Annotated in this window: 21 protein-coding genes; 14 read left to right on the plus strand and 7 right to left on the minus strand. The window is 66.0% G+C overall.

Going from position 1 to position 24,467, the window contains the following annotated elements; genetic code table 11:
• Positions 1–9 precede the first annotated feature (9 nt).
• Positions 10–384 carry a hypothetical protein gene (locus tag ACIPPQ_RS10855; RefSeq protein ID WP_446544098.1) on the plus strand — a complete coding sequence of 125 codons (375 nt, stop codon included), beginning with the start codon at positions 10–12 and terminating at the stop codon, positions 382–384.
• 31 nt (positions 385–415) lie between these two features.
• Here ACIPPQ_RS10855 and ACIPPQ_RS10860 read toward each other — a convergent pair whose 3' ends face one another.
• Positions 416–2,716, minus strand: coding sequence for a patatin-like protein (locus ACIPPQ_RS10860; RefSeq protein WP_446544358.1), 2,301 nt, complete (start codon positions 2,714–2,716; stop codon positions 416–418).
• A gap of 144 nt (positions 2,717–2,860) precedes the next feature.
• Between ACIPPQ_RS10860 and ACIPPQ_RS10865 the strand changes: the two genes are divergently transcribed.
• The 5 genes from ACIPPQ_RS10865 (at position 2,861) to ACIPPQ_RS10885 (ending at position 11,063) form a co-directional block, all read left to right on the plus strand.
• Positions 2,861–5,005: a TonB-dependent receptor gene (locus tag ACIPPQ_RS10865; RefSeq protein WP_446544099.1), complete on the plus strand. Its 2,145-nt coding sequence runs from the start codon at positions 2,861–2,863 to the stop codon at positions 5,003–5,005.
• Between the two features lie 20 nt (positions 5,006–5,025).
• Positions 5,026–6,111, plus strand: a complete 1,086-nt coding sequence (locus tag ACIPPQ_RS10870) for a PepSY-associated TM helix domain-containing protein (RefSeq protein ID WP_446544359.1) — start codon at positions 5,026–5,028, stop codon at positions 6,109–6,111.
• A gap of 89 nt (positions 6,112–6,200) precedes the next feature.
• Entirely contained in the window at positions 6,201–7,202 is a 1,002-nt protein-coding gene (locus ACIPPQ_RS10875) for a DUF2268 domain-containing putative Zn-dependent protease (RefSeq protein WP_446544100.1), read from the plus strand.
• 82 nt (positions 7,203–7,284) lie between these two features.
• Positions 7,285–9,453 (plus strand): primosomal protein N', encoded by a 2,169-nt coding sequence (locus ACIPPQ_RS10880; protein ID WP_446544101.1) that lies wholly within the window; start codon positions 7,285–7,287, stop codon positions 9,451–9,453.
• A 71-nt stretch (positions 9,454–9,524) separates the two neighbouring features.
• The gene (locus ACIPPQ_RS10885) at positions 9,525–11,063 is read left to right on the plus strand and encodes a hypothetical protein (RefSeq protein ID WP_446544102.1); all 1,539 of its coding nucleotides are present in this window, start codon (positions 9,525–9,527) and stop codon (positions 11,061–11,063) included.
• 16 nt (positions 11,064–11,079) lie between these two features.
• On the opposite strand, the gene ACIPPQ_RS10890 is transcribed toward ACIPPQ_RS10885, so the two are convergent.
• The 3 genes from ACIPPQ_RS10890 to ACIPPQ_RS10900 are packed head-to-tail and all read right to left on the minus strand — an operon-like array spanning position 11,080 to position 13,339.
• Entirely contained in the window at positions 11,080–11,838 is a 759-nt protein-coding gene (locus tag ACIPPQ_RS10890) for an isocitrate lyase/PEP mutase family protein (protein WP_446544103.1), read from the minus strand.
• A complete protein-coding gene (ada, locus tag ACIPPQ_RS10895) occupies positions 11,838–12,872 on the minus strand; it encodes a bifunctional DNA-binding transcriptional regulator/O6-methylguanine-DNA methyltransferase Ada (protein WP_446544104.1) in 1,035 nt (344 codons plus the stop codon). Before ada ends, ACIPPQ_RS10890 begins: the two co-directional genes overlap by 1 nt.
• On the minus strand, positions 12,869–13,339 hold the full coding sequence (locus tag ACIPPQ_RS10900) for a DUF1203 domain-containing protein (RefSeq protein WP_446544105.1): 471 nt from the start codon (positions 13,337–13,339) through the stop codon (positions 12,869–12,871). The genes ada and ACIPPQ_RS10900 overlap by 4 nt, the downstream gene beginning before the upstream one ends.
• 163 nt (positions 13,340–13,502) lie before the next feature.
• Here ACIPPQ_RS10900 and ACIPPQ_RS10905 point away from each other — a divergent pair, with 163 nt between their 5' ends.
• Together ACIPPQ_RS10905 and ACIPPQ_RS10910 are read left to right on the plus strand one after the other, a co-directional pair.
• Positions 13,503–14,324 (plus strand): DUF2306 domain-containing protein, encoded by an 822-nt coding sequence (locus ACIPPQ_RS10905; RefSeq protein WP_446544106.1) that lies wholly within the window; start codon positions 13,503–13,505, stop codon positions 14,322–14,324.
• 40 nt (positions 14,325–14,364) lie between these two features.
• Entirely contained in the window at positions 14,365–15,918 is a 1,554-nt protein-coding gene (locus tag ACIPPQ_RS10910; RefSeq protein ID WP_446544107.1) for a S1C family serine protease, read from the plus strand.
• Between the two features lie 22 nt (positions 15,919–15,940).
• Here the strand turns inward: ACIPPQ_RS10910 and ACIPPQ_RS10915 are convergent, their stop codons facing one another.
• Together ACIPPQ_RS10915 and ACIPPQ_RS10920 are read right to left on the minus strand one after the other, a co-directional pair.
• Entirely contained in the window at positions 15,941–16,744 is an 804-nt protein-coding gene (locus tag ACIPPQ_RS10915) for an alpha/beta hydrolase (protein ID WP_446544108.1), read from the minus strand.
• The gene (locus ACIPPQ_RS10920; protein ID WP_446544360.1) at positions 16,741–17,409 is read right to left on the minus strand and encodes a dienelactone hydrolase family protein; all 669 of its coding nucleotides are present in this window, start codon (positions 17,407–17,409) and stop codon (positions 16,741–16,743) included. Before ACIPPQ_RS10920 ends, ACIPPQ_RS10915 begins: the two co-directional genes overlap by 4 nt.
• Positions 17,410–17,678: 269 nt before the next feature.
• Between ACIPPQ_RS10920 and ACIPPQ_RS10925 the strand changes: the two genes are divergently transcribed.
• The 6 genes from ACIPPQ_RS10925 to ACIPPQ_RS10950 all read left to right on the plus strand — a co-directional run bounded on the left by ACIPPQ_RS10925 (position 17,679) and on the right by ACIPPQ_RS10950 (position 24,260).
• Entirely contained in the window at positions 17,679–18,245 is a 567-nt protein-coding gene (locus ACIPPQ_RS10925) for a F0F1 ATP synthase subunit delta (RefSeq protein WP_446544109.1), read from the plus strand.
• A 3-nt stretch (positions 18,246–18,248) separates the two neighbouring features.
• Positions 18,249–19,778 (plus strand): F0F1 ATP synthase subunit alpha, encoded by a 1,530-nt coding sequence (atpA, locus tag ACIPPQ_RS10930; protein WP_446544110.1) that lies wholly within the window; start codon positions 18,249–18,251, stop codon positions 19,776–19,778.
• A gap of 55 nt (positions 19,779–19,833) precedes the next feature.
• Positions 19,834–20,709: a F0F1 ATP synthase subunit gamma gene (locus ACIPPQ_RS10935; RefSeq protein WP_327451080.1), complete on the plus strand. Its 876-nt coding sequence runs from the start codon at positions 19,834–19,836 to the stop codon at positions 20,707–20,709.
• 24 nt (positions 20,710–20,733) lie between these two features.
• Complete coding sequence (atpD, locus tag ACIPPQ_RS10940; protein ID WP_225940784.1) at positions 20,734–22,269, plus strand: F0F1 ATP synthase subunit beta; 1,536 nt, start codon at positions 20,734–20,736, stop codon at positions 22,267–22,269.
• Positions 22,270–22,314: 45 nt separating this feature from the next.
• The gene (locus ACIPPQ_RS10945) at positions 22,315–22,572 is read left to right on the plus strand and encodes an ATP synthase F1 subunit epsilon (RefSeq protein WP_446544111.1); all 258 of its coding nucleotides are present in this window, start codon (positions 22,315–22,317) and stop codon (positions 22,570–22,572) included.
• 191 nt (positions 22,573–22,763) lie between these two features.
• Positions 22,764–24,260, plus strand: a complete 1,497-nt coding sequence (locus ACIPPQ_RS10950; RefSeq protein ID WP_446544112.1) for a CpaF family protein — start codon at positions 22,764–22,766, stop codon at positions 24,258–24,260.
• A gap of 3 nt (positions 24,261–24,263) precedes the next feature.
• Here the strand turns inward: ACIPPQ_RS10950 and ACIPPQ_RS10955 are convergent, their stop codons facing one another.
• Positions 24,264–24,452: a hypothetical protein gene (locus ACIPPQ_RS10955; RefSeq protein WP_446544113.1), complete on the minus strand. Its 189-nt coding sequence runs from the start codon at positions 24,450–24,452 to the stop codon at positions 24,264–24,266.
• Positions 24,453–24,467: the final 15 nt, after the last annotated feature.

Raw genomic sequence — 24,467 nt, forward strand, 5'->3', positions numbered from 1 at the left:
AGATGAGGGATGACGAAGTTAAGGCATGGCAACCCTCCAAGGCGCGAATTCAACGCCGGCTCTGTAATAACGGTGCCGGATACCACGCGCCCATTCAAACCCACCAAAGCCATGGAAGCGGCCGCCAGCCAGATCTACCGAGAGCGCGAAAATCGTGGAAAAGCCAGAGAACGCAAGGAGCAGCGAGAGGCAGAAAATGCGCGCTGGGAGAAGACACCTCCTTCCGAAACCGCTCGCATAGTAAGTGCACTCATCGCGGTCGTTGAAAACACGCCTATCCCCGCACCGACCGAAACAATGAAGGAGTTTCGCGTCCGCTGTAACGCTTGGTTAAATGACGCAAAGCGCCGACAAGCCCTTCTTGATGCACGTGGCGAAAGCTGAGAGCGATTAATTGTCTAGCGCGTTAACGCGCCTACCCGATCTCGCCCCTCAACTCCGCAATCAATCCCTTCACCTTGGGCAGCCTTCCCTCCTCCTCGTCGAGGATCGCGAGGAACGCGCGGCGCTTGATCGCTTTCAGATCCGCCCCCGCCAGCGCGCCGTCGCCCGTCACGCTGCTCGCGACGATGTCGATCAGCCGGTCGGCGCCGTGGAGCCGCCCCCACAGATAGTCATTCTCACGGTACGCGCGGCTGAAGAAGGCGCCGAAGCTGTTGAATTCGACCCCCTTCAGCATCGCCGCGGCGCCGCCGGTACGGATCGCGGTCGCGTCCGAAGGCGAGATGCGGTCGATCTTGATCGGGTCGAACTCGTCGAATCCCTCGCCCTGCAGCAGCGGCAAGGTCGCGATGTCGTAAAAGGGATAGCCCAAATAGGCGAGCAGCAGCGTCCGCCGGTCGTCCTTCGGCATCGCCGACAGCCCCGCGGCGATCAGCGCATCGGCCTCGTTGTCGACCGTGCGCAGGTCGCGCCGCGCGGCGATCGCGTCGATCCAGTCGCCGGGCCCGGCATCGGCGGGCAGGTCGAGATCGGCGAGCCAGCTGTCACCCTGCCGGTCGAGATAGAGGCCGAGCGCGGTGAAGATCGCCTCGCGCATATCCTCGCACACCGGGTCGCGCCCGTCGCGCGTCGCCTCGACCGCGGTGTCGAGTTCGCGCGCGAGGAAACGAAGGCGGCGGATACGAAAACCGAGATCGTGGGTGCGGAAAAAGACGATGGCGTCGCTGCTGGCGCCCGCGCCCCTCTTGCCCGAAATCCGGTCGAGACCGCGCGCGCGCGCCTCGTCCCACAGCGCAAGGCGCCGGTTCGCCTGATGGACCGCGCCCTCGGGCGGCAACAGGCGGTCAATCAGGCTCGCCATCTCCTCGATCACCGCCGACAGCTTGAGGTGGCCGTAGGGCGCAAAAGCGAAGCCCGCGCGCGCCGCCGCCTGATCCTGCGCCTTGGCGCGCCATTTTTCGAGCCGCGCGACCGTCGGGGTGTCGAGGAAGAAGGTGGTGCCGAACAGCGCAGCGACCTGTTCCTCGACCTCGACCTTCATCGCATCGACGATATGCTGCATCCGCCGGATGCGACGCGACATGCCCTCGATCGCCTCAACATTCTCGCGGATCGGCTGTTCGCGCGGGATTTCGGACAGCGCGCCGAGGATCGTGGGGAGGAAGCCCGGCAACTGCGCCTCTTCGGCCGCGGGCTTGCCGAAACTGATCGACCGGTAATCGGGCTTGGGATCGATATAGACGAAGCGGCGGTCGATCTCGCGCCGCGCCGGGCGCTGCTTGAGCGCCGCGATCGCGGGCCGGAAGGGCGCGTTCGCGAGCACCGACCCGTCGATCAGCACGCGGTCGGCGGGATCGCCTTCGCCGCCCGCGGGAAGCTGCGTGCGGATGAAGGTATCGCGCGCCGGCCATGCGATCTGCCGCTTGTCCAGCACCCGGTCGAGTTCGCGCAGCGTGAAGGGAGGAAAGGCGCCGGGGAAGCTCGCCGTCGCGCGCGCCGCCCCGACCAGCCCAGGCACGTCGTCGAGCCGCGCGCCCGTCCGGCTGTCCTCGCGAAAATGCAGCATCAGCCGGTGCTCGTCCTCGGTCACGCGCGCCGGGCTGTTGAGCGCCAGCGGCACGCTGTGCCCGGCAAAATCGGTGACCGACACGAACAGGTCGACGGGTTGTCCGCCCGGCACCAGCACCGGCCCGCGCGGCCCCGCATCCATCGCGTCGAACGCATCGAGCAACAGGTTGGTGAAGGTCTCGCCGCCGAAGGGCGGTTCGAACCAGCGCGCGCGGACGAAGCGCGACAGCTTCGCGCGCACCTCGTCCTGCGCGCCTTCGCCGACGGTGCGGTCGATGGCGTTGCCGCGCTTTTTCATCATCCAGCCGGCGATCGGTACCGCCCAGAATTTGGTCGCCGCCGACAGCGGCCGCGCGTCGGGATCGATCAGCCGGTCGACGTCGGCGCTGTCGAGCCACAGGTCGGTGAGCGGCTCGAGCGATTGCCCCGTCGCCAGCGCGCGCGCGAGGAAGATGCCGTTTATGCCCCCCGCGCTCGCCCCCGCGACGATGTCGGCGAGCACGCGCAGCCGCACATTGCTGCGCGCCGCGATCTCCGCCAGCAAGTCGCCATAGACCGCGCCCGCACCGGTCAGCGGGGCGCCGTCGTGGAACGCGCGCGACGCCGCGGCGAGCCGCCACACTTCTTTCGTGATGCCGTGCATGTAGACAGCAAGGCTGATGCCGCCGTAGCAAATCAGGGCGAAGCGCAGTTCCTTTTCCCGCATCGGCAAGCTGATAGCGCGCTTTTCGGCACTGTGGCGATTTTTCCACGGACCTGGGCGAAATGAACAAATGGTCGCTGCTCCGCGGCTTTTTCCTTGCTTATGCGAATTGCTCTCATTAGCGGCCCGTGCGAACAGGAGTTGAGAATGATTCGCAAAATTGCCGCCGCCGCGTTGTTGACCACCGCGCTGTCGTCGCCCGCCTTCGCGCAGGACACCGCCCCCGTCGACGAGGGTGCCGCGAGCGGCGAGGCGATCGTCGTCACCGCCGCGCGCACGATCCTGCCCCCCAATGCGCTGCCGCTGACGATCGACGTCATTTCCAAGGACAGCCTGGATCAACAGGTTGCGGTATCCGGCTCGGTCATCGATGCGGTCGCGAACCTGACACCCAGCTTCTCGCCGACGCGCCAGAAACTCTCGGGCTCGGGCGAAACGCTTCGCGGCCGCTCGCCGCTCTATGCGATCAACGGCATCCCGCAATCGACCCCGATCCGCGACGGATCGCGCGATGGCTATACGATCGACCCCTTTTTCCTCGATCGCGTCGAGTTGATCTATGGGTCGAACGCCCTGCAGGGGATCGGCGCAACCGGCGGCGTGGTCAATCAGGTGGTGGTCCAGGCTCCGCGCGAAGACGGCCTCTCCGGCCGCGCGCTGGTCCAGGGATCGACGGGCAATTTCGAAAACAACAGCTTCGGCGGCAAGCTTGGCGGGCTGCTGTCCTACCGGCAGGGCGCGTTCGATGTGACCGGCGGTGTCGCCTATGAAACGCGCGGCCTCTATTATGACGGCGCGGGCCGCCGCGTCGGCATCGACAATACGCAGGGCGATGTGCAGGACAGCAAGAGCCTCAGCTTCTTTGCGCGGCTGGGCTATGACCTGTCGTCGACCGCCCGCCTCGAACTGTTCGCCACGCGTTTCAACCTCGAGGGCAATGGCGACTGGGTGCAGGTCGCGGGCAATCGGGCGACGGGCCTTCCCACCAGCTCGCGGCGCGGCGACATACAGGGTGAAGCCGCCTCCAACCGCGTCGAAACGGTCAACCTGACGCTGACCGATACCGATCTCGGCGGCGGCAACCTGGTCTTCCAGGCCTTTTTCAACCGGTCGCGCGATATTTTCGGCGGCGATATAAGCGCCACCTTCCAGGACGCCAGCATCGCCCCCATCGGCACCTTGTTCGACCAGTCGGCGAACCGCTCGCGCAAACTGGGCGCACGCGTCAGCTACGAGCGGCAATTCTTTGATGCGCTCAACCTCACGCTCGGCTTCGACTCGATGTGGGACAAGACCCAGCAGGAGATGATCGCGACGGCGCGCTATTGGGTCCCGCCCACCACCTTCCGCACGCTCGCCCCCTTCGGTCAGGCCAATCTGAAGCTGTTCGACGGCGCCGTCCGCGTTGCCGGCGGCGCGCGCTGGGAAAATGGCCAGCTCAAGGTCGACGATTTTGTGACGCTCGCCTCCTATAATTCGGCCCGCGTCAGCGGCGGCACCCGCAATTTTGACGATCTGCTGATCAATGGCGGCGTGATCGTCGAGCCGGCAGAAGGCATCCGGGCCTATGCCAGCTATGCCGAAGGCTATTCGATTGCCGACGTCGGCCGAATCCTGCGGTCGGTCAATGGCAGGACCCAGCCGAATTTCCGTATCGAGGATGTCAATGTCACCCCCGTGATTTCGAACAATCGCGAGGTCGGCATCGAAATCAAGCGCGGGCCGCTCGATGCCAGCGCGTCCTATTTCTGGTCGACATCGAAAGATGGCGGGCTGTTGGTCATGAACAGCGCGGGCGTCTATGACGTCCAGCGCCAGCGCATCGAAATCCAGGGTTTCGAGATCAATCTTGCGGTCGAGCTTCCGGTCGACGGGCTGAAGCTCGGGACCGGCTATGCCCATCTGTCCGGCCGCACCGACAGCAACAAGGACGACAAGGTCGATATCGACCTCGACGGCGCGAATATTTCGCCCGATCGCGTCAACCTCTGGGCCAGCTACAACAGCGGGCCGGTGTCCGCACGCCTGCAGGCGGGGCTCTATCTCGACCGCAAATTCGACGGTGCCCCGGCCAATACCGCTTTTTCGGGCTACACGCTCACGGATGCCGTGCTGCGTTACGACCTGCCGCGCCTCGGCGGGATCACGCTCGCGGCGTCGAACCTGTTCGATGTCGACTATGTCACCTATAACAGCCAGACGATCCGCTCGACCGTGGCGGCAACCGACAATGCCCGCTTCTTTACCGGACGCGGGCGGACCGTCACGCTCGGCTGGGACTATCGTTTCTAGGATCTGGTACTTCCGGCATGATGAAATTGCTCGACACCCTCCACCGTTGGACCGGCGGCCTTCTCGGCCTCGTGCTCGCGCTGCTCGGGCTGTCGGGCACCATCCTGCTCTATGATTATTTGTGGATCGGCCTTCCGGGTACCGGCGATCCGCTGCGCGGCGACCTCGCCACGGTCACCGCGACCACCGAAAAGCTGATGGCGATGCCAGGTGCGCAGGGCATCATCTATGCCGACGAACGCTTCGGGCTCCACCAGCTCCGCTTCGGCAAGGAAGCGGGCGCCTATGCCAGCCAGTCGGGCGACCTCGTCACGCGCTGGGCGAGCCAGTGGGAGCGGCCCGAGCTGTGGATCTTCGATTTCCACCATCATCTCTTCGCGGGCGACAGCGGCGAATGGGTGATCGGGATCGCGGGGCTCGCCGGCCTGTTCTTCGTGATTTCGGGCGCGATCCTGTGGTGGCGCACGCGCAAGACCTTCCAGCTTCGCCTGTGGCCGAAACGGATGAGCCGCCCGTCGATCGTCATGCACCACCGCGATCTCGGCATCATCGCCGCGCCGCTGTTGCTGATCTCGATCGTCACCGGCACGATGATGATCTTCCGCCCCTTCGCGATGGTGATGATCGCGCCCTTCGGCTCGCCCGCCGAGGCGGCGAAGGCGATCGAGCCACCGAAATACAAGGGCGGTCCGCTTACCGGAAAGCCCGATTATACCGCAATGCTGGCGGAAGGACGGCGGCGCTTTCCCGACGCCGAATTCCGCATCCTCAGCCTGCCGCGCAAGCCCGGCGATCCGATCAGCCTCAGGATGCGCCAGCAGGCCGAATGGCTTCCCAACGGCCGCTCGACCCTGTGGTTCGACGCCGCGACCGGCGAGCTGCTCGGCGCACGCGACGCGCTCGCGATGCCCAGCGGGGCGCAGGCATTCAACATGGCCTTCCCGATCCACGCGTCGAAGGTCGGCGGCTGGACCTGGCGTATCCTGCTCACTCTCTCGGGCCTCGCGATGACGATGCTCGGCAGCTTTGCCGTGTGGACCTTCTGGTTCAGGCGGCCGAAGCCGGTGAAGCGGGTAGCGAAGAAAGCGGCGCTGGCTACGCTCTGAATATGGCTCGTCGGGTGGCGGAAGCGATCGGCAAACCGCTTGCGTGGGCGGCCCGGCGATATACAGCGGCTTTTTGCGGTCGGAGGCTGATGATGCGAGCAGGTGCGGGTCTGATGATCCTCATGGGATTGTCGGGATGCATGGGAGCGGTCGCCACCCCTTCTTCCCCCGTCCCGGTCAGCCGGGAATCCTCCGCGCAAATCGCGATCGTCACCGAAGATATTGATCGCTTCTGGGAAGCCTATGACGCGGTTCGCCAGACAGAAGATGCCGCACGACAAATCGACCTGTTGCAGAAACTCTATCTCGATCGCGGTACGCCGGGGTTGCACGCCTTCATGGAAGCAAAGGGTTACACCGCGCAGACCTATGTCGATGCCATTCGCGCCTATTCCAGATACTGGGATTCGGTGCGTCCCAAAACCGGCAATGTGCAGGCGTCGCTGGGCAGAGTCACGGTCTATCTCGATCGCTTCAGACAGCTCTATCCGGGCCTCAGGCCCGCGAGCGTCTATTTCGAGATCGGGGCCCTGCGTTCGGCGGGCACAACGCTGGGAGACAAGGTGCTGATCGGCGCCGAAATGGCGATGGGCGATCCGACCGTCGATATCTCCCAAATGCCTCCGGGACTTCAGCATTTTTTCAGCGGATATTTCGCCAGCAAACCGGCCGACAATCTCGACCTGCTGATCGTGCACGAAGCCGTGCACACGCAGGAACGTGGGGACAGGAAAAGCCTTCTGTCGCAGGCAATCTACGAAGGCGTTGCCGATTTCGTTGCCGAACAGGTCACGGGCCGCATGCCCGACCTGCCATACGTCGCCTATGGCCCCGAAAACGACGCGCGTATCAAGGCAGCCTTTGTCCGTGACATGCATGCAAATGACTATAGTGGCTGGCTTTACAACAACACCGACAATGCGTTCGGCGTTCGCGATCTCGGCTATTATGTCGGCTATGCGATTTGCGCGCGCTATCATGCGAAGAGCGCCGACAAGAAGCGCGCCATCCACGAAATGATCGAGCTCGATTTCTCCGACCCCGCGGCCGTCGAAGCATTCGCAAATCGCTCGGGCTATTTCGCAAGCTGACCCGTTACGACAGCGCAGAACGCGCCATCGCGCCAGCACCGCTTTCCTATTTTACCCGCTGCCCTATATCCTGCTCGCCCCCATGACCCGCGCCCGCGTCCTCCTCCTCACCGCCGCCCTCGGCCCGCTCGACTATCGCGTCCCGCGCGAAAGCGAGGCGCCGCTGGGAAGCGTCGTGATCGCGCCGCTCGGCCCGCGGCGGCTCGGCGGCGTGGTGTGGGAGGATGCGAGTTTCGGCGCGCCCGAGGCGGTCGGCGACAACCGCCTGCGCAACCTCTACGAAGTGGTGGCCGTACCGCCGGTGCCCGCGCCTTTGCGCCGCCTCGTCGAATGGACGAGCGACTATTATCTCGCGCCGCCGGGCGCGGTGCTGCGCATGGTGCTGCCCGGCGTCGCCTTTGCCGACGCGCGGCGCCCGATCGTCGAATATCGCGCGACCGGCGAAATCCCGGCGCGGATGACGCCGCAGCGTATCGTCGCGCTCGAAGCGATCGGCGAGCGGCAGGGCATGGTGCGCGAACTCGCCGCGCTCGCCGAGGTCAGCGAGGCAGTGATCCGCGGGCTGGTGAACACCGGCGCGCTCGAAGCCGTCACCGTCTCGGCCGACCAGCCCTACCCCGAACCCGACAGCGGCTTTGCGCCCCCCGACCTCTCCGACGAACAGACCGCCGCCGCCGCGCAGCTAAAGGATGCGGTGCACGCCGCGAAGTTCGATACCTTGCTGCTCGACGGCGTCACGGGGTCGGGCAAGACCGAAGTCTATATGGAGGCGATCGCCGCCGCGATCGACGCGGGCCAGCAGGCGCTCGTCCTGCTCCCCGAAATTGCGCTGACCGAACCGATGCTGACGCGCTTCACCGCGCGCTTCGGCTGCGAGCCCGTCGCGTGGCACAGCGGCCTGCGCTCGGCCGAACGCCGCCGCGCCTGGCACGCGATTGCATCGGGCGACGCGCGCATCGTCATTGGCGCGCGCTCGGCGCTCTTCCTCCCTTACGCGAACCTCGGCGTGATCGTCGTCGACGAGGCGCACGAGACGAGCTTCAAGCAGGAGGACGGCGTCCATTATCACGCGCGCGACGTCGCGGTTATGCGCGGGCATTTCGAGGGGCTGCCGGTGATCCTCGCGAGCGCCACCCCCGCGCTCGAAAGCCTCGCGATGGTCGAGGCGGGGCGGTATCGCCATATCCAGCTCCCCGCGCGCTTCGGCGGCGCGACCTTGCCCGACCTCGCCGCGATCGACATGCGGCAGGACCCGCCCGACCGCGGCCGCTGGCTCGCGCCGCCGCTCGTCGACGCGCTCGCCAACCGCCTCGCGAAGGGCGAGCAGAGCCTGCTCTTTTTGAACCGCCGCGGCTTTGCGCCGCTCACGCTCTGCCGCACCTGCGGCCATCGCATCCAATGCCCGAACTGCACCGCGTGGATGGTCGAGCATCGCCTCGTCCACCGCCTCGCGTGCCACCATTGCGGGCATGTCATGCCGCCGCCGCGGCTCTGCCCCGAATGCGAGGACGAGGACAGCCTCGTCGCGTGCGGCCCCGGGGTCGAGCGTGTCGCCGATGAGGTCGCGCTGCGCTTTCCCGAAGCGCGTACCGCCATCGTCACCTCGGACACGCTCTGGTCGCCCGCAAAGGCCGCCGAGTTCGTCGACAATGTCGAGGGCGGGCTGGTCGACATCATCATCGGCACCCAGCTCGTCACCAAGGGCTATCATTTCCCGAACCTTACATTGGTGGGCGTCGTCGATGCCGACCTCGGGCTCGACGGCGGCGACCTTCGCGCATCCGAGCGCACCTTCCAGCAGATCGCGCAGGTCGCGGGGCGCGCCGGGCGCGGGGTGAAGCCGGGCGAGGTGCTGATCCAGACACGCGTTCCCGACGCCCCGGTTATGGCGGCGCTCGTCGCCAACGACCGCGACGGTTTCTATTCGGCCGAGGCGGCGGCGCGGAAATTCGCGGGCGCGCCGCCCTATGGCCGCTTCGCCGCACTCGTCATCTCGTCGGAGGATATCGAGGTTGCGCGCGGGCAGGCGCAGCGGCTGGGGCAGAAGGCGCCGGTCGCCGACGGTCTCGCGGTCTATGGCCCCGCCCCCGCCCCGCTCGCGATGCTGCGCGGGCGCCATCGCTTCCGCCTGCTGCTCCACGCCCCGCGCAGTTTCGACCTGCAGGGGACAATCCGCGAGTGGGTGAACAGCGTCGACTGGCCCGCGAAGGCCCGCCTCGCGATCGACATCGACCCCTACAGCTTTGTCTAGCGAAACGAGGGCTTTACTCTGCCCCGCCCCGCTGGCAGCATCGCTGCATATTTTGGGGCGGGGGCACAGAAATGAAAAAAGCCGTTTGGGGCGTCGTGGCGGTTTGGGCGCTGGTTGCGACGACCGGCCCGGCCGAAGCAAAATGGCTGCGCGCCGATACCGAAAGCTTTATCATCTATAGCGAGAGCAACGAGAAATCGCTGCGCGAGTTCGCGCAGAATCTGCAGCGCTTCGACACCACGCTCCGCCTCGTCTTCCGGGTCGAGACCCAGGGCGAGGACAGCCGCCTGCCGATCTATCTCCTCCCCGCGAGCGAAGATGTCGCCGAACTGGCGATGGGGTCGCGAAAGGCACCGATCGGCGGCTTCTACCGCCAGAACGGCGACGGCGCCTTCGCCATGTCGAACCGCGAGAATGACAGTCTGGGCAAAGGCACTTCGGCGTCGCAGCAGATATTGTTTCACGAATATAGCCACCATTTCATGAAGCGGCACCTGCGCGCCGCTTTTCCGGGCTGGTTCATCGAGGGCTTTGCCGAATATTATTCGACCGTCGATTTCAACAAAGAGGGCCATGCGATGATCGGCCAGCCCGTCTATCGCCGCGCCTATGGCCTGCTGATGCAGCCCAAAATTCCGGTCGAGCGCGTCATCATGGAGCCCCCGAGCGCGATGCGCACCAACGGCCAGACCGACGTCTATTACGGGCGCGCGTGGATCCTGACCCACATGTTGTTCCATAGCCCGGCGCGGCCGAACCAGATCAATGGCTATGTCAATGCGATCAACGCCGGGACCGACCCGAAAAAGGCCGCGACCGAGGCGTTCGGCGACCTTGCGCAGCTCGACAAGGACCTCAACCGCTATATCGAGGGCAAGCTGTCCTACCGCACGACGCGCGACCCGGTGCCCGTCTCGGCGAACATCACGATCACGCCGCTGTCCGCCGACGAGGATGCCGTGATCATGCTGCGGCTCGAACGGATGAATGCGCGCGGCGACGGGGCGCGGACAAAAAAGGCGCGCGACGGCCTGCGCGCGCTGGCGGCAAAACTGCCCGCCAATCCCGATCTCCAGTTCGAACTTGCCGCCGCCGAGTGGGATATGGAGAAGGAGGAGCGCGACCTCGCCGCGATCCGCACCGCGCTGGGCAAGGTCCTCGCGGCAAAACCGGACCATGTGCGCGCGAATGTGCTGCTCGGCCGGCTCAATATCCATGAGCTCTACGACAAGGGCTCCGACGATCCCGCCGCGTGGGGCGCGGCGCGGCGACCGATCACGCTCGCCAACCGCACCGATCCGAACGACGCCGTGCCGCTCTATGCCTATTTCGAAAGCTTCGTGATGCAAGGCAAGCGCCCGCCCGACATCGCCATCCAGGGGCTGGAACGTGCCTTTTCGCTGACGCCCGAGAATATCGAGATTCGCGTCTCCTATGCCTTCGCGCTCGCCAATCTGGGCGATTTCGAGCCGGCGTTGCGGCTCGCGAAGACCGTCGCCTTCGACCCGCACGACAATGGCCGCGGCGAGGTGATGCTGGCGCAACTCGAAGCGCTTCGCGACCGGCGCCCCGGCGGAGGCAAGAGCGCCGCCGCCGAGAGCGAGGACTAAGTCACCACACGGCGACTCAATAATCGGGCTCTTCGCCCCCGAGAACCTGGTTTGCCTGCGCCGTGAGCCACGCCATCGCCGCCGCCCACGGCTGGTGGCCATGGCTGATCCGTGCCACGCCGAGCGCGGCCAGTTCCTTGTGCGTCGGTCCGCCCCTGCCGCGCAGGATGTTGACCGGCAGCGGCGAGCCTTCGCAGATCGCGCCGATACATTTGGGATCGAGCAGGAAGGGCACGAACAGCGACCCCGCGCCCGCATCGGCATAGGCGCGCGCGCGTTCGAGCGTCGCGGCGACGAGCGTATCGCCGTCCTTCGCCGCATCGGCGCCGCGGAAGGTGTCGCAGCGGGCGTTGACGAAGATGCCGGTATCGGTCGCGGCGCGGTAACGCGCTACGGCCTCGGTGACCGGCAGCAGGTCAGACTGGCCGGGCAGGCGGTCCTCCATGTTGATCCCCGCCGCGCCCGCCGCCTTCGCGCGGCCGACCGACACGCCGACCGCCGCCGGATTGGCGCCATAGCCCGCCTCCATGTCGATCGTCACCGGCAGGTCGGTGACCGACAGGATGCGGTCCAGATTCTCGAACACATCCGCGAGCGGGAAATCCTCGCCGTCGGCGCGGCCCTGCGCGCCCGCAACGCCGAAGCTGCCCGTCGCGATCGCCCTGGCGCCCGCGGCGGCGACCGCCTTCGCGCTCCCCGCATCCCAGATGTTGACGAGGATCAGCGGGTCGCCCGGAATATGAAGCGCGCGAAATTCGGCAACCTTGTCGGACATCAGAAACTCTCCCTCTTGAGCAATTCTTCCTTGATCGGCAGGCCATAGGCATAACCGCCGAGCGATCCGTCGCTGCGTACCACACGATGGCAGGGGATGAGCACCGCGACATTGTTCGCGCCATTCGCACTCCCCGCCGCACGCACTGCATTGGGCCTGCCGACCGCGGCGGCGATATCCGAATAACTACGCGTTTCGCCCGCGGGGATCTTGCGAAGCTCACGCCACACCGCTTCCTGAAAAGCCGTGCCCTTCACGTCGATCGGGATATGGTCGAAGCCGTCGACCGGCGCCTCGACCGCCGCGACCACCTGCTCGAGCAGCGCCGAAAATTCATCGCCGCCCTCGATGAGGTCTGCGGCGGGGAAGCGCTCTTCGAGCGCCTCGCGCCCCTCGTCGAACGACAGGCGGCACACGCCCTTTGCCGTCGCGGCGACGAGCATGTCGCCGAGGCTCGTCGGCACGACCGCCCAACGGATCGTCGCGCCCTTGCCGCCATTCACCCAAGCCGAAGCCGTCATACCCATGCGTCCCTCCATATTCTCATAGAAACGCGACGGCCCCGAAAAGCCCGCGTCATAAATCGCGTCGGTCACCCGCTCGCCCTCGCTCAAGGCCTGCCGCGCGCGCTCTTCGCGCAGGGCGCGGGCATAGGCGGCGGGCGAGAGGCCGGTGTGGCGGGTGAAGACGCGCTGGAAATGCGTCGGCGAATAGCCGGTGCGCGCGGCGAGGTCGGCGAGCGCGAGCGGCTCTTCGCTCGCCTTGATCGCGTGGATCGCCGCGAGCACCGCGCCCTCGTCGCGCGCGACATCGTCGGGCAGGCAGCGCTTGCACGGACGAAGACCTGTTTCGCGGGCGCCGGCACCGTCGGCAAAGAAGCGCACATTGTCACGGTGCGGGTGCCGCGCCGCGCAGCTCGGCCGGCAATAGATGCCCGTCGTCAGCACCCCGGTCACGAAGCGTCCGTCGAGCGCGCGGTCGCGGCGGAGCACCGCCGCCCAGCGATCGTCGTCGGTCATCAGGTCGGCGCTCATGGCTCATCCCTTTCGATCCGCGCGGCGAAACAGCCATAGGCGGCGTTATGGGCATCGATATAGGAGGTGCCCGGGTCGGCGAACAGGTCGCGGATCGCATCATCGGCCTCGCCCGGTCCCGCGAGCCGCGCGGTTCGCAGCATGCCATCGCCGGCGAACGCCCGGAGTGCAAGCGCGCGGCCCTCGAACACCGGAGGCAATTCGTCGCGATAGCGCGCCGCCGCGACACCGGGCCGCACATAGATCGCATAGGCGCTGCGATACGGCGTTGCGACATCGTGGCTGGTGTGATGGAGCAGGATCAGCTCCTCGCCCGCCTTCGCGTCTTCCAGACTGATACGGCACGGAAAGCCGCGATCGGTGGTCACAGTCACACGGCGCGCATTGATCGCGGCCAGTTCGGTATCGCCCATCGCGAACAAGGGGGCGAATTGATCGGGGCTGAGCCCCTCGATCGAATAGGTCATAAAACATCCTTTCTCGGCTGTCCGACCTTCTTTGCCACGCCGCGATTCGCGCCGCGTCCCGATGCTTGCGTTCAAAGCACGGGTCCTTTGTGTGTTACTGTATTATATCATTGACTCACCAAGGCGAAAGGCTCACGATCCGGCCGGAAACGGAGGGTGGGCCATGGCCAGTATCGACGCATCGATCGCACCGGCAAGGCCCGCGCGCCGCACCGACTGGCTCGGGCGCAGCGCGACCTTCTGCTACCTCGCGATCGCCGCGGGGCAGCTGCTCTTCATCGCCTTCATCCTTCTCTATTATTATCCTCCGACGCTGACGGGCAATTTCGCGGACTGGAACAGGAAGCCGATCATCACCGGCTTCGTCGCGGGCGACACCGCGGGCAATCTCTTCTTCGCGGTGCATGTGCTGATGGCGGCGGGGATCACCTTCGGCGGCCTCGTCCAGCTCGTCCCGGCGATCCGGAGCCGCTGGCCCGCGGTGCATCGCTGGAATGGCCGGCTCTATCTGGTCAGCGCGCTGACCCTCGCGCTCGGCGGGCTGTGGATGACCTGGGGCCGCGGAACCTGGCTGAACTATGTCGGTGCGATCGGCATCACGCTCGACGCCCTGCTGATCGTTCTTTTCGCGGGCCTCGCCTGGCGCGCCGCGCGCACCCACCGCTTCGCCGACCACCGCCGCTGGGCGATCCGCCTGTTCGCGGTGGCGAGCGCGGTGTGGTTCATGCGCGTCGGCTATATGGCGTGGGGACTCGCGACCGGCGGCGCGGGGATCGGCAAGGCGATGGACGGGCCGTTCGACCTTTTCCTCGCCTTCGCCAATTCGCTGCTCCCGCTCGCGATCGCCGAACTCTATCTGCGCGCCGGCGCCCGCGGCACCCCGCTCGCGCGGCAAGCCACGGCGGCGCTGCTCGGCATCAGCAGCCTCGTCATCCTCGCGGGCAGCGCCGGTGCGTGGATGGTGATGTGGGGTCCCTACATCTAGGTCGCTTGCCTTCGCTTCCCGGCCGGCTAGTGTGCGCGCCATGACCCGCCTCCTCTCCCTGCTGCTCGCCCTCCTTGCCCTCGCCCTCACGCCCACGGCGCCCGCGCGCGCCGCCGACGACATCAGCGCCGCGTCGCGCAGCGTCGTGCGCGTCGTCACCGTCGCGATGGTCGACGGCGAAGTCGTCGGCTTCGGCCATGGCAGCGGCATCGCGATTTCGCCGACGCGGATCGTCACCAACGCGCATGTCGTCGAATCGGCGGTCCAATACCCCGGCAACGTCGCGCTCGGCGTCGTCCCGTCGGAAGGGAAAAAGAGTTTCGCGGGCAAGCTGATCGCGATCGACACCGCGCGCGACCTCGCGCTGATCGAGATTACCGAGGGGCGCCTGCCCGCCGCGGCGGTCTACACCGGCCCGCTCGATTCGGGCGCCGACGTCGTCGCGCTGGGCTATCCCGGCAACGTCGACCTCGCGACCGCGCGCAGCGCCAACGACTATATCACCCCGCGCACGCCCACACGCAGCGAAGGCAATATGTCGAACATGCAGGCGGTCGACGGGGTCGCGATGCTGATCCACACCGCGAAGATTTCGCGCGGCAATTCGGGCGGCCCGCTCGTCGACCAGTGCGGGCGCATCGTCGGCATCAACACCGCGATCACCCGCGCCGACGACGGCGATTCGCCCTTTGCCTTCGCGATCGCGGGGCGCGAGCTCACCCGCTTCCTGGCCGACGCCGACCAGCAATATGGCAGCATCGGCACCCCGTGCCTGTCGCTCGCCGAAGCCGACGCACGCGACCGCGCCGCGATCGACGCCGAAGCGCGCGCGAGCGCCGAAGCCAATGCCGCCAAGGAAGCCGCCGCCAAGCTGGACCGCGAGTTGAAGCAGGCGCGCGCCGAGGAAGAGGCGCTCGCCTCGCGCGAAAACCGCATCGCGCTCGCCGGGGTGCTCTTCGTGATCGGCGCGCTCGCGGGCGGGGCCGGGTTGCTCTTCTACAACCAGAAGAACCTCCGCAACGCGAAGATCGCGGGCGGCGCGGGTGCGGTGCTGATGCTCGGCGCCGCGGTCCTGTTCGTCACCCGCCCCGACGCGCACGCCGAAATCGACAAGGAGGCGGCCGCCGTCCCAGCGGCCGACGCGCCGAAGCTTGCCGAGGGCAGTTTCCTCTGCACGATCCGCCCCGACCGCAGCCGCATCACCGTATCGGCGACGACTGATGTCCCGATCACGATCGGCAAGGGCGGCTGCGTGAACGGCCGCACGCAATATACGCGCGCAGCCGACGACCGCTGGCAGCGCATCCTCGTCCCCAACGAGGAAGCGACCGTCACCGTCGCGTCGATCGATGCAAGCGGGCGCGACTATCGCGTCGAACGCTATCTGCTCGACGCCGAGACGATGACCAAGGCGCGCGAGACGCGCGCCACGATCACGCTCAAGAGCTGCACCGCCAACCCCGACGAACTCGCGGGCCTCGCGGCGCAGCAGGACGCGATTCGCAGCGCGCTTCCCGCCAGCCCCAACGAACGGCTCGTCTATCGCTGCCAGCCGGCGAGCGGCGCGGCGGTCAAGCCGGCAGCCGCGCCCTGAGCCGATAGGCCCCGACGATCCGTCAGTCGGGCAGGCGATCCACCCAGTCGGCGATCAGCCCCTGCGCCGTATCGCTACACGCCAGCTCGTGCCCGGCGCCGGGCACGATCGTCAGCGTCGAACGGGGGCGTGCGGCGTGGAGCCGCCGCGCATTGGCGACCGAAACCACATTGTCGCGGTCGCCGTGCAGGATGAGCACATCGCCCTCGACCGCCCCGATCTTTTTTGCATTCGCGAACCGGTCGCGCACGAGCCAGCGAACCGGCAGCCAGCGGACATGGGCGCCCGCGACATCGGGCAGGCTGGAAAAGCCCGATACAAGGATGAGCGCCGCAACCGGGTGGCGCGTCGCCATTTCGGTCGCCGGTCCCGATCCGATCGAGTTTCCGACGAGGATCGTCTGCGACGCCGCCACTCCCTCGCTTGCCAGCCAGCGCATCGCGGCCTCGCCATCGCGATAGAAACCCGCCTCGCCGGGCGATCCCGGATTGCCGCCATAACCGCGATATTCGACCAGCAGCACGCCGATGCCATCGGCGGCGAGGCCCCGCACCGCTTCGGCCGCCCCCGCCAGACTATCCCCGTTGCCGTGAAAGAAGATGATCGTGCGCCGGCCCGGCTGCGCGGCGCGGTAAAGTGCCTTCAGCCTTAACCCGTCCGAGGTTTCGGTATGGACGATCCGGTAGCCGGGCAGCGATCCGCGCGGATAGTCGCGCGGCGCCGGGTAGAAGATATTCTGCTGGTTGAAATAGAGCACCGCGCCCGCGGCGGCGACAAGGGCAGCGATGACCAGCAATCCGAACAAGGCCACCCGAACGATCGTCAACCCCCGCACGCCCTGAACAGCATCAGCGTGCGTTCGCGCGCGAGCTCGCTCGACGCCTCGTGATAATCCTTGCGCCGGTCGCTGTTGAACCCGTGGTTCGCATCATAGACGAAGACCTGCGCGGTCGGATGCGCCTTGGCGATCAGCGCCTCGACGCCTTCCATCGGAATGCCCGCGTCATAGCGGCCGAAATGGGCGACCGTCGCGCACCCGGGCGCCTCGTCCGCGAACTGGGTCGGAACGAGGCTGCCGTAATAGGCCGACGCTGCAGCAAGGTCGGGGCTGATCTGCGCCATCCGCCACGCGACCGAACCGCCGTAGCAATAGCCGGTGATGAAGACCGGCCCCCTCGCCTTGAGCGCGTCGATACACGTCTGCGCATCCTTCAGGCTTTGCCCGAACGGGTGCAGTTCGCGCGCCAGTTGCACCGCGCGTTCGAACTGCGGCCCCGAATAGTCGCTGTCGAACCCCGGATGCTCGCGGTCGAACAGCGCGGGCGCCAGCACCTCATAACCATCGGCGGCATATTCGTCGCAAAGCTCGCGGATATGGTCGGTGACCCCGAAGATTTCCTGGATCAGGACAAGGCCGCCGCGCCGTTCACCGTCCGGCTGCGTGTGATAGACGGCGATTTCGGCGCCATCGTCCATCGTCATCCGGATCATCTCGCCCACGTGCTTCCCCCTCTTCCGTTCGGACTGGGCCTGTCGAAGTCCCATCCTTCTTTCTCTCAACCTTTGAAGAAAGAACGGCCCTTCGACAAGCTTAGGGCGAACGGGTTTGAGGAGGGAGCCAGAAGACTCCCCACCCCCGCCTTGCATTGCAGCAAAATCGTTGCTACGCGCGCCCCGACTTTGCAGCGGGGGGCATTTTCGGATGCCGGGAAAATCCGCGCAGCCATCCCCCTCGGGATCGTAGAAAAGGACTTTCGCGCGTGGAGAATTCCGGCGGCATTCAGGGCAACATCACGGCGGGCCTCGCGGGCCGTTATGCGGTCGCGCTGTTCGATCTGGCCCGCGAATCGAACGCGATCGACGCGGTCGCCAAGAGCCTTGCGACGCTCAGGACGGGTCTCGCCGATTCGGCCGACCTGTCGGCGCTGATCGCCAGCCCGGTCGTCGGCCGCACCGACGCCGCGAACGCCATCGCCGCGGTCGCCAAGGCGATGAAGCTCGATTCGCTGACCGCGAAGTTCCTCGGCGTGCTCGCCGAGAACCGCCGCCTCGCCGACCTGCCCAAAATGATCGACGCGTTCGACGCGATCGTCGCCGATCATCGCGGCGAAGTGACCGCGAAGGTCACCAGCGCGCACCCGCTTTCGGCCGCGCAGCTGAAAGAGCTGACCGCGAACCTCAAATCCCGTGTCGGGCGCGACGTCACCGTCGCGACGACCGTCGATCCCGCCATCCTCGGCGGCCTCGTCGTCCAGCTGGGCAGCCAGCTGATCGACGGCAGCATCCGTACCCGTCTCAATAGCTTCGCACAGGCGATGAAAGGCTAAACCATGGAAATCCGCGCCGCTGAAATCAGCAAGGTCATCAAGGACCAGATCGCCAATTTCGGCACCGACGCAACGGTCAGCGAAATCGGCTCGGTTCTCTCGGTCGGCGACGGCATCGCCCGCGTCCACGGCCTCGACAACGTCCAGGCCGGTGAAATGGTCGAATTCGCCAACGGCGTGCAGGGCATGGCGCTCAACCTCGAAGCCGACAATGTCGGCATCGTGATCTTCGGCTCGGACGCCGAGATCAAGGAAGGCGACACCGTCAAGCGCACCGGCACGATCGTCGACGTCCCCGTCGGCAAGGGCCTGCTCGGCCGCGTCGTCGATGGCCTCGGCAATCCGATCGACGGCAAGGGCCCGATCAAGGCCGACAAGCGCATGCGCGTCGAAGTCAAGGCGCCGGGCATCATCCCGCGCACCTCGGTTCACGAACCCGTCCAGACCGGCCTCAAGGCACTCGACGCGCTCGTCCCCGTCGGCCGCGGCCAGCGCGAACTGATCATCGGCGACCGTCAGACCGGCAAGACCGCCGTCGCGATCGACACCTTCATCAACCAGAAGCAGGCGAACGCCGGCAGCGACGAATCGAAGAAGCTCTATTGCATCTACGTCGCCGTCGGCCAGAAGCGTTCGACCGTCGCGCAGATCGTCCGCCAGCTCGAAGAAAATGGCGCGATGGAATATTCGATCGTCGTCGCCGCGACCGCGTCGGAGCCCGCTCCGCTGCAGTTCCTCGCACCCTACACCGGCTGCACCATGGGCGAGTTCTTCCGCGACAACGGCATGCACGCCGTGATCGTCTATGACGATCTTTCGAAGCAGGCCGTCGCTTACCGCCAGATGTCGCTGCTGCTGCGCCGTCCGCCGGGCCGCGAAGCTTACCCCGGCGACGTTTTCTATCTCCACAGCCGCCTCCTCGAGCGCGCCGCGAAGATGAACAGCGACAATGGTTCGGGCTCGCTCACCGCGCTGCCGATCATCGAAACGCAGGCGGGCGACGTTTCGGCGTACATCCCGACCAACGTGATTTCGATCACCGATGGCCAGATCTTCCTCGAAACCAACCTGTTCAACGCCGGTATCCGTCCCGCCATTAACGTGGGCCTGTCGGTGTCGCGCGTCGGCTCGGCCGCGCAGACCAAGGCGATGAAGAAGGTGTCGGGCTCGATCAAGCTCGAGCTCGCGCAGTATCGCGAAATGGAAGCCTTCGCGCAGTTCGGTTCGGACCTCGACGCGTCGACGCAGAAGCTGCTCAACCGCGGTTCGCGCCTGACGCAGCTGCTAAAGCAACCGCAGTTCCAGCCGATGCCGTTCGAAGAGCAGACCGCGTCGATCTTCGCCGGCACCAACGGCTATCTCGACAATGTCGGCGTGGCCGACGTGTCGCGCTACGAAGCGGCGATGCTCGCCTATCTGCGTAGCGACCATGCCGATGTGCTGAAGACGATCCGCGACACCAAGGACCTTGGCGACGACGCCAAAAAGGGTCTGGTCGCGGCGCTCGACGCCTTCGCCAAGATTTTCGCGTAAGCCAAGTTACCGTGAGCCCGGCCCAGCGCCGGGCTGACGAACAAGAGGGGCCGTAATGGCATCGCTTAAGGAACTCAAAGGGCGCATCGTCTCGGTCAAGTCGACCCAGAAGATCACCAAGGCCAAGAAAATGGTCGCCGCCGCCAAGCTTCGCAAGGCGCAGGCCGCGGCCGAAGCCGCGCGTCCCTATGCCGAACGTCTCGAAGGCGTCGTCGCGAGCCTCGCGTCGAAGGTCGGCGCGTCGGATTCGGCGCCGAAGCTGCTTTCGGGCACCGGCAAGAGCGACACGCACCTGCTCGTCGTGCTCAACAGCGACCGCGGCCTTGCGGGCGCGTTCAACTCGAACATCGTCAAGGCCGCGCGCGACAAGGCGCTCGAACTGCAAGCCGAGGGCAAGAAGGTCATCTTCTACCTGATCGGCCGCAAGGGTCGTCCGGTCATCGGACGCCTGTTCGCGGGCCAGATCGTCGAGCTCTACGAGACGACGGGCATCCGCGACATCGGCTTCGAACAGGCGCACGAGGTTTCGGCCAAGGTCATGGAACTTTACGAAGCCGGTGCCTTCGACGTCGCGCATCTCTTCTATTCGAAGTTCCGTTCGGCGCTCCTTCAGGAAGCGACCGGCCAGCAGCTGATCCCCGTTCCCGCCCCCGTCGACGTTCCGGCGTCGAGCGGTGCGGCCGTCGAGTACGAGCCCGACGAGGAAGCGATCCTCGCCGACCTCCTGCCGCGCAACATCACGATCCAGATCTTCAAGGGCCTCCTTGAAAACGCCGCGTCCGAACAGGGTGCGTCGATGACCGCGATGGACAATGCGACGCGCAACGCGGGCGACCTGATCAACAAGCTGACCATCGTTTACAACCGCACGCGTCAGGCGGCGATCACGACCGAACTCATCGAAATTATCGCGGGCGCCGAAGCGCTCTAATCGATCAACCCAAGGAAGAAGACCATGGCTACCGCTCCCGCTGAAAAGAAGGCTCCTGCCAAGAAGGCCGCCGCGCCCAAGGCTGCTGCGCCGAAGAAGGCTGCCGCTCCCAAGGCTGCCAGCACCGGCACCGCCACGGGCCGCATCGCACAGGTCATCGGCGCCGTCGTCGACGTCCAGTTCACCGGCCAGCTCCCCGCGATTCTGAACGCGCTCGAAACCGACAACAACGGCAACCGCCTTGTCCTCGAAGTCGCGCAGCACCTCGGCGAGAACACCGTCCGTACGATCGCGATGGACGCGACCGACGGCCTGACCCGCGGCCAGCCCGTCGTCGACACCGGCGCGCAGATCTCGGTCCCCGTCGGTCCGCAGACGCTCGGCCGCATCCTCAACGTCATCGGCGACCCGATCGACGAACGCGGCCCGGTCAACGCCACCGCGACCGCACCGATCCACGCCAAGGCTCCGGAATTCGTCGACCAGTCGACCGAAACGAGCATCCTCGTCACCGGCATCAAGGTCATCGACCTCATCGCCCCCTACGCGAAGGGCGGCAAGATCGGCCTGTTCGGCGGCGCGGGCGTCGGCAAGACCGTGCTCATCCAGGAACTGATCAACAACATCGCCAAGGGCCATGGTGGTACGTCGGTGTTCGCGGGCGTCGGTGAACGCACCCGCGAAGGCAACGATCTCTATCACGAATTCCTCGACGCCGGCGTTATCGCCAAGGACAAGGACGGCAACCCGACCCCCGAGGGTTCGAAGGTTGCGCTCGTGTTCGGCCAGATGAACGAACCCCCGGGCGCCCGTGCCCGCGTCGCGCTCTCGGGCCTGACGATCGCCGAATATTTCCGCGACCAGGAAGGCCAGGACGTGCTCTTCTTCGTCGACAACATCTTCCGCTTCACACAGGCGGGTTCGGAAGTGTCGGCGCTGCTCGGCCGTATTCCGTCGGCCGTGGGTTACCAGCCGACGCTGTCGACCGACATGGGCGCGCTGCAGGAACGCATCACCTCGACGAACAAGGGCTCGATCACCTCGGTGCAGGCCATTTACGTTCCCGCGGATGACTTGACCGACCCTGCTCCGGCAACCTCGTTCGCCCACTTGGACGCGACGACGACGCTGAACCGCGCGATTTCGGAACTCGGCATCTACCCCGCGGTCGATCCGCTCGACTCGACCTCGCGCGTTCTGACCGCCGCGATCGTCGGCCAGGAGCATTATGAGACCGCCCGCCGCGTTCAGGAAACGCTGCAGAAGTACAAGTCGCTGCAGGACATCATCGCGATTCTCGGCATGGACGAGCTTTCGGAAGAAGATAAGCTGGTCGTCGCCCGCGCGCGCAAGATCCAGCGCTTCCTGTCGCAGCCGTTCCATGTCGCCGAAGTCTTCACCAACATCCCCGGCAAGTTCGTGGCGATCGAAGACACGGTGAAGTCGTTCAAGGCCGTCGTCGACGGCGAGTATGACCACCTGCCCGAAGCGGCCTTCTACATGGTCGGCGGCATCGACGAAGCGGTCGCCAAGGCCGCGAAGCTCGCCGAAGACGCGTAACAAAGTTGAGCCCCTCCCCCGGCGGGAGGGGTTTAAGGACATATCATGGCTCTGAAGTTCGAACTCGTCACCCCCGCCCGCCTCGAGCGGACCGCCGACGTCCATATGGTCACCGTCCCGGGTACCGAGGGCGATTTCTCGGTGCTCGAAGGCCATGCGCCGTTCATGGCGACGCTGCGCAACGGACCGCTGACCATCTATGCGACGGCGGGCGCCGAACCCGAGGTGATCGAGGTCGAGGGCGGCTTTGCCGAGGTTAACGAGGCCGGCCTCACCGTCCTCGCCGAGCATATCGCAAGCTGATTGTTCCGCCGTTCGCGGCCGATCAAAAAGCCCGCATCCCCATCGGATGCGGGCTTTTTTGTGCCTGCTCCACAATCGCCCCGGCGCATTAGGACAATGTCAAAGTTTCCGGATTATTCACCGTGTCGGATGGGGGGTTGTCAGCCACGGCTGCGACGCGCCCGACAGGACAGGAAAGCAGGACAAAGCGAATGAGTGCATTCGGACGCCGACCCGGAACCGCTGGCCGCCCCGCCTTTGGCGTGGCGAAGCCGATGCAGGGTGGCCCCGGCGTGCCCGGCGGCGCGCAATTCCCGTCCATCGACACCCCGCCGCCCGCCGACATCCCGCAGATGCCGTCGAACCTGTCGCCCGAAGAAGAGGCGATGGAGCGGCTGAACCAGCGCTCGACCGCCGAAATGGCCGAACCCGAAAAGGCGCAAGGGTTTGAAGCGTCGGTCCACAAGATCAAGGAACAGGTGCTGCCGCGCCTGCTCGAACGCGTCGACCCCGAGGCCGCGGCGACGCTGTCGAAGGACGAGCTGACCGAGGAATTCCGCCCGATCATCCTCGAAGTGCTCGCCGAACTGCGCATCACCTTGAACCGCCGCGAACAGTTCGCGCTCGAAAAGGTGCTCGTCGACGAACTGCTCGGCTTCGGCCCGCTCGAAGAGCTGCTTTCGGACCCGGACATTTCGGACATCATGGTCAATGGCCCGTACCAGACCTACATCGAAAAGAAGGGCCAGCTGGTCATCGCGCCGATCCAGTTCCGCGACGAACAGCATCTGTTCCAGATCGCGCAGCGTATCTGCAACATGGTCGGCCGCCGCGTCGACCAGACCACCCCGCTCGCCGACGCCCGTCTGAAGGACGGCAGCCGCGTCAACGTGATCGTCCCGCCGCTGTCCTTGCGCGGTACCGCGATCTCGATTCGTAAATTCTCGGCCAAGCCGATCACGCTCGACATGCTCTGCCAATGGGGCGCGATGAGCCAGAAGATGTGCACCGCGCTGAAAATCGCGGGCGCCAGCCGCTTCAACATCGTCATTTCGGGCGGTACGGGCTCGGGCAAGACGACGATGCTCAACGCCCTCTCCAAGATGATCGACCCGGGCGAGCGCGTGCTGACGATCGAGGACGCCGCCGAACTGCGCCTGCAGCAGCCGCACTGGCTGCCGCTCGAAACGCGCCCAGCGAACCTCGAGGGCAATGGCGCGATCCACATGGGCGACCTCGTCAAGAACGCGCTGCGTATGCGTCCCGACCGCATCATCATGGGCGAAGTTCGTGGCGCGGAGTGTTTCGACCTTCTCGCCGCGATGAACACGGGTCACGACGGGTCGATGTGTACGCTCCACTCGAACAGCCCGCGCGAATGCCTCGGCCGTATGGAAAACATGGTGCTGATGGGCGACATCAAGATCCCGAAGGAAGCGATCTCGAAGCAGATTGCCGATTCGGTCGACCTGATCGTCCAGATCAAGCGCCTGCGCGACGGTTCGCGCCGCGTCACCAACGTCACCGAGGTGATCGGCATGGAAGGCGACGTCATCGTCACGCAGGAATTGTTCAAGTTCGAATATCTCGACGAGGACAAGGACGGAAAGATCGTCGGCGAATATCGCGCGATGGGCCTGCGCCCCTATACGCTGGAAAAGGCCCGCCAATACGGCTTCGACCAGCCCTATCTCGAAGCCTGCCTCTAAGCGCTAGCGGCCGCTCAGCCAGAATGCCGTCGCGAACAGCGCGACGGCGGCCGACGCGAGCGCGATCCCGCGCCAGGGCATGAAACCGACCTGTTCGACGTCGCGCCGGTTGTTGCGGCGCCAGTTGGCAACCTCGGCGATCCCGAACAGCGCCGCGGCCGCAATCCCGACCGACAGCATCGACACTTGCATTGCCGCGCATCCCTT

The sequence above is a fragment of the Sphingopyxis sp. LARHCG72 genome (genome assembly GCF_052871675.1).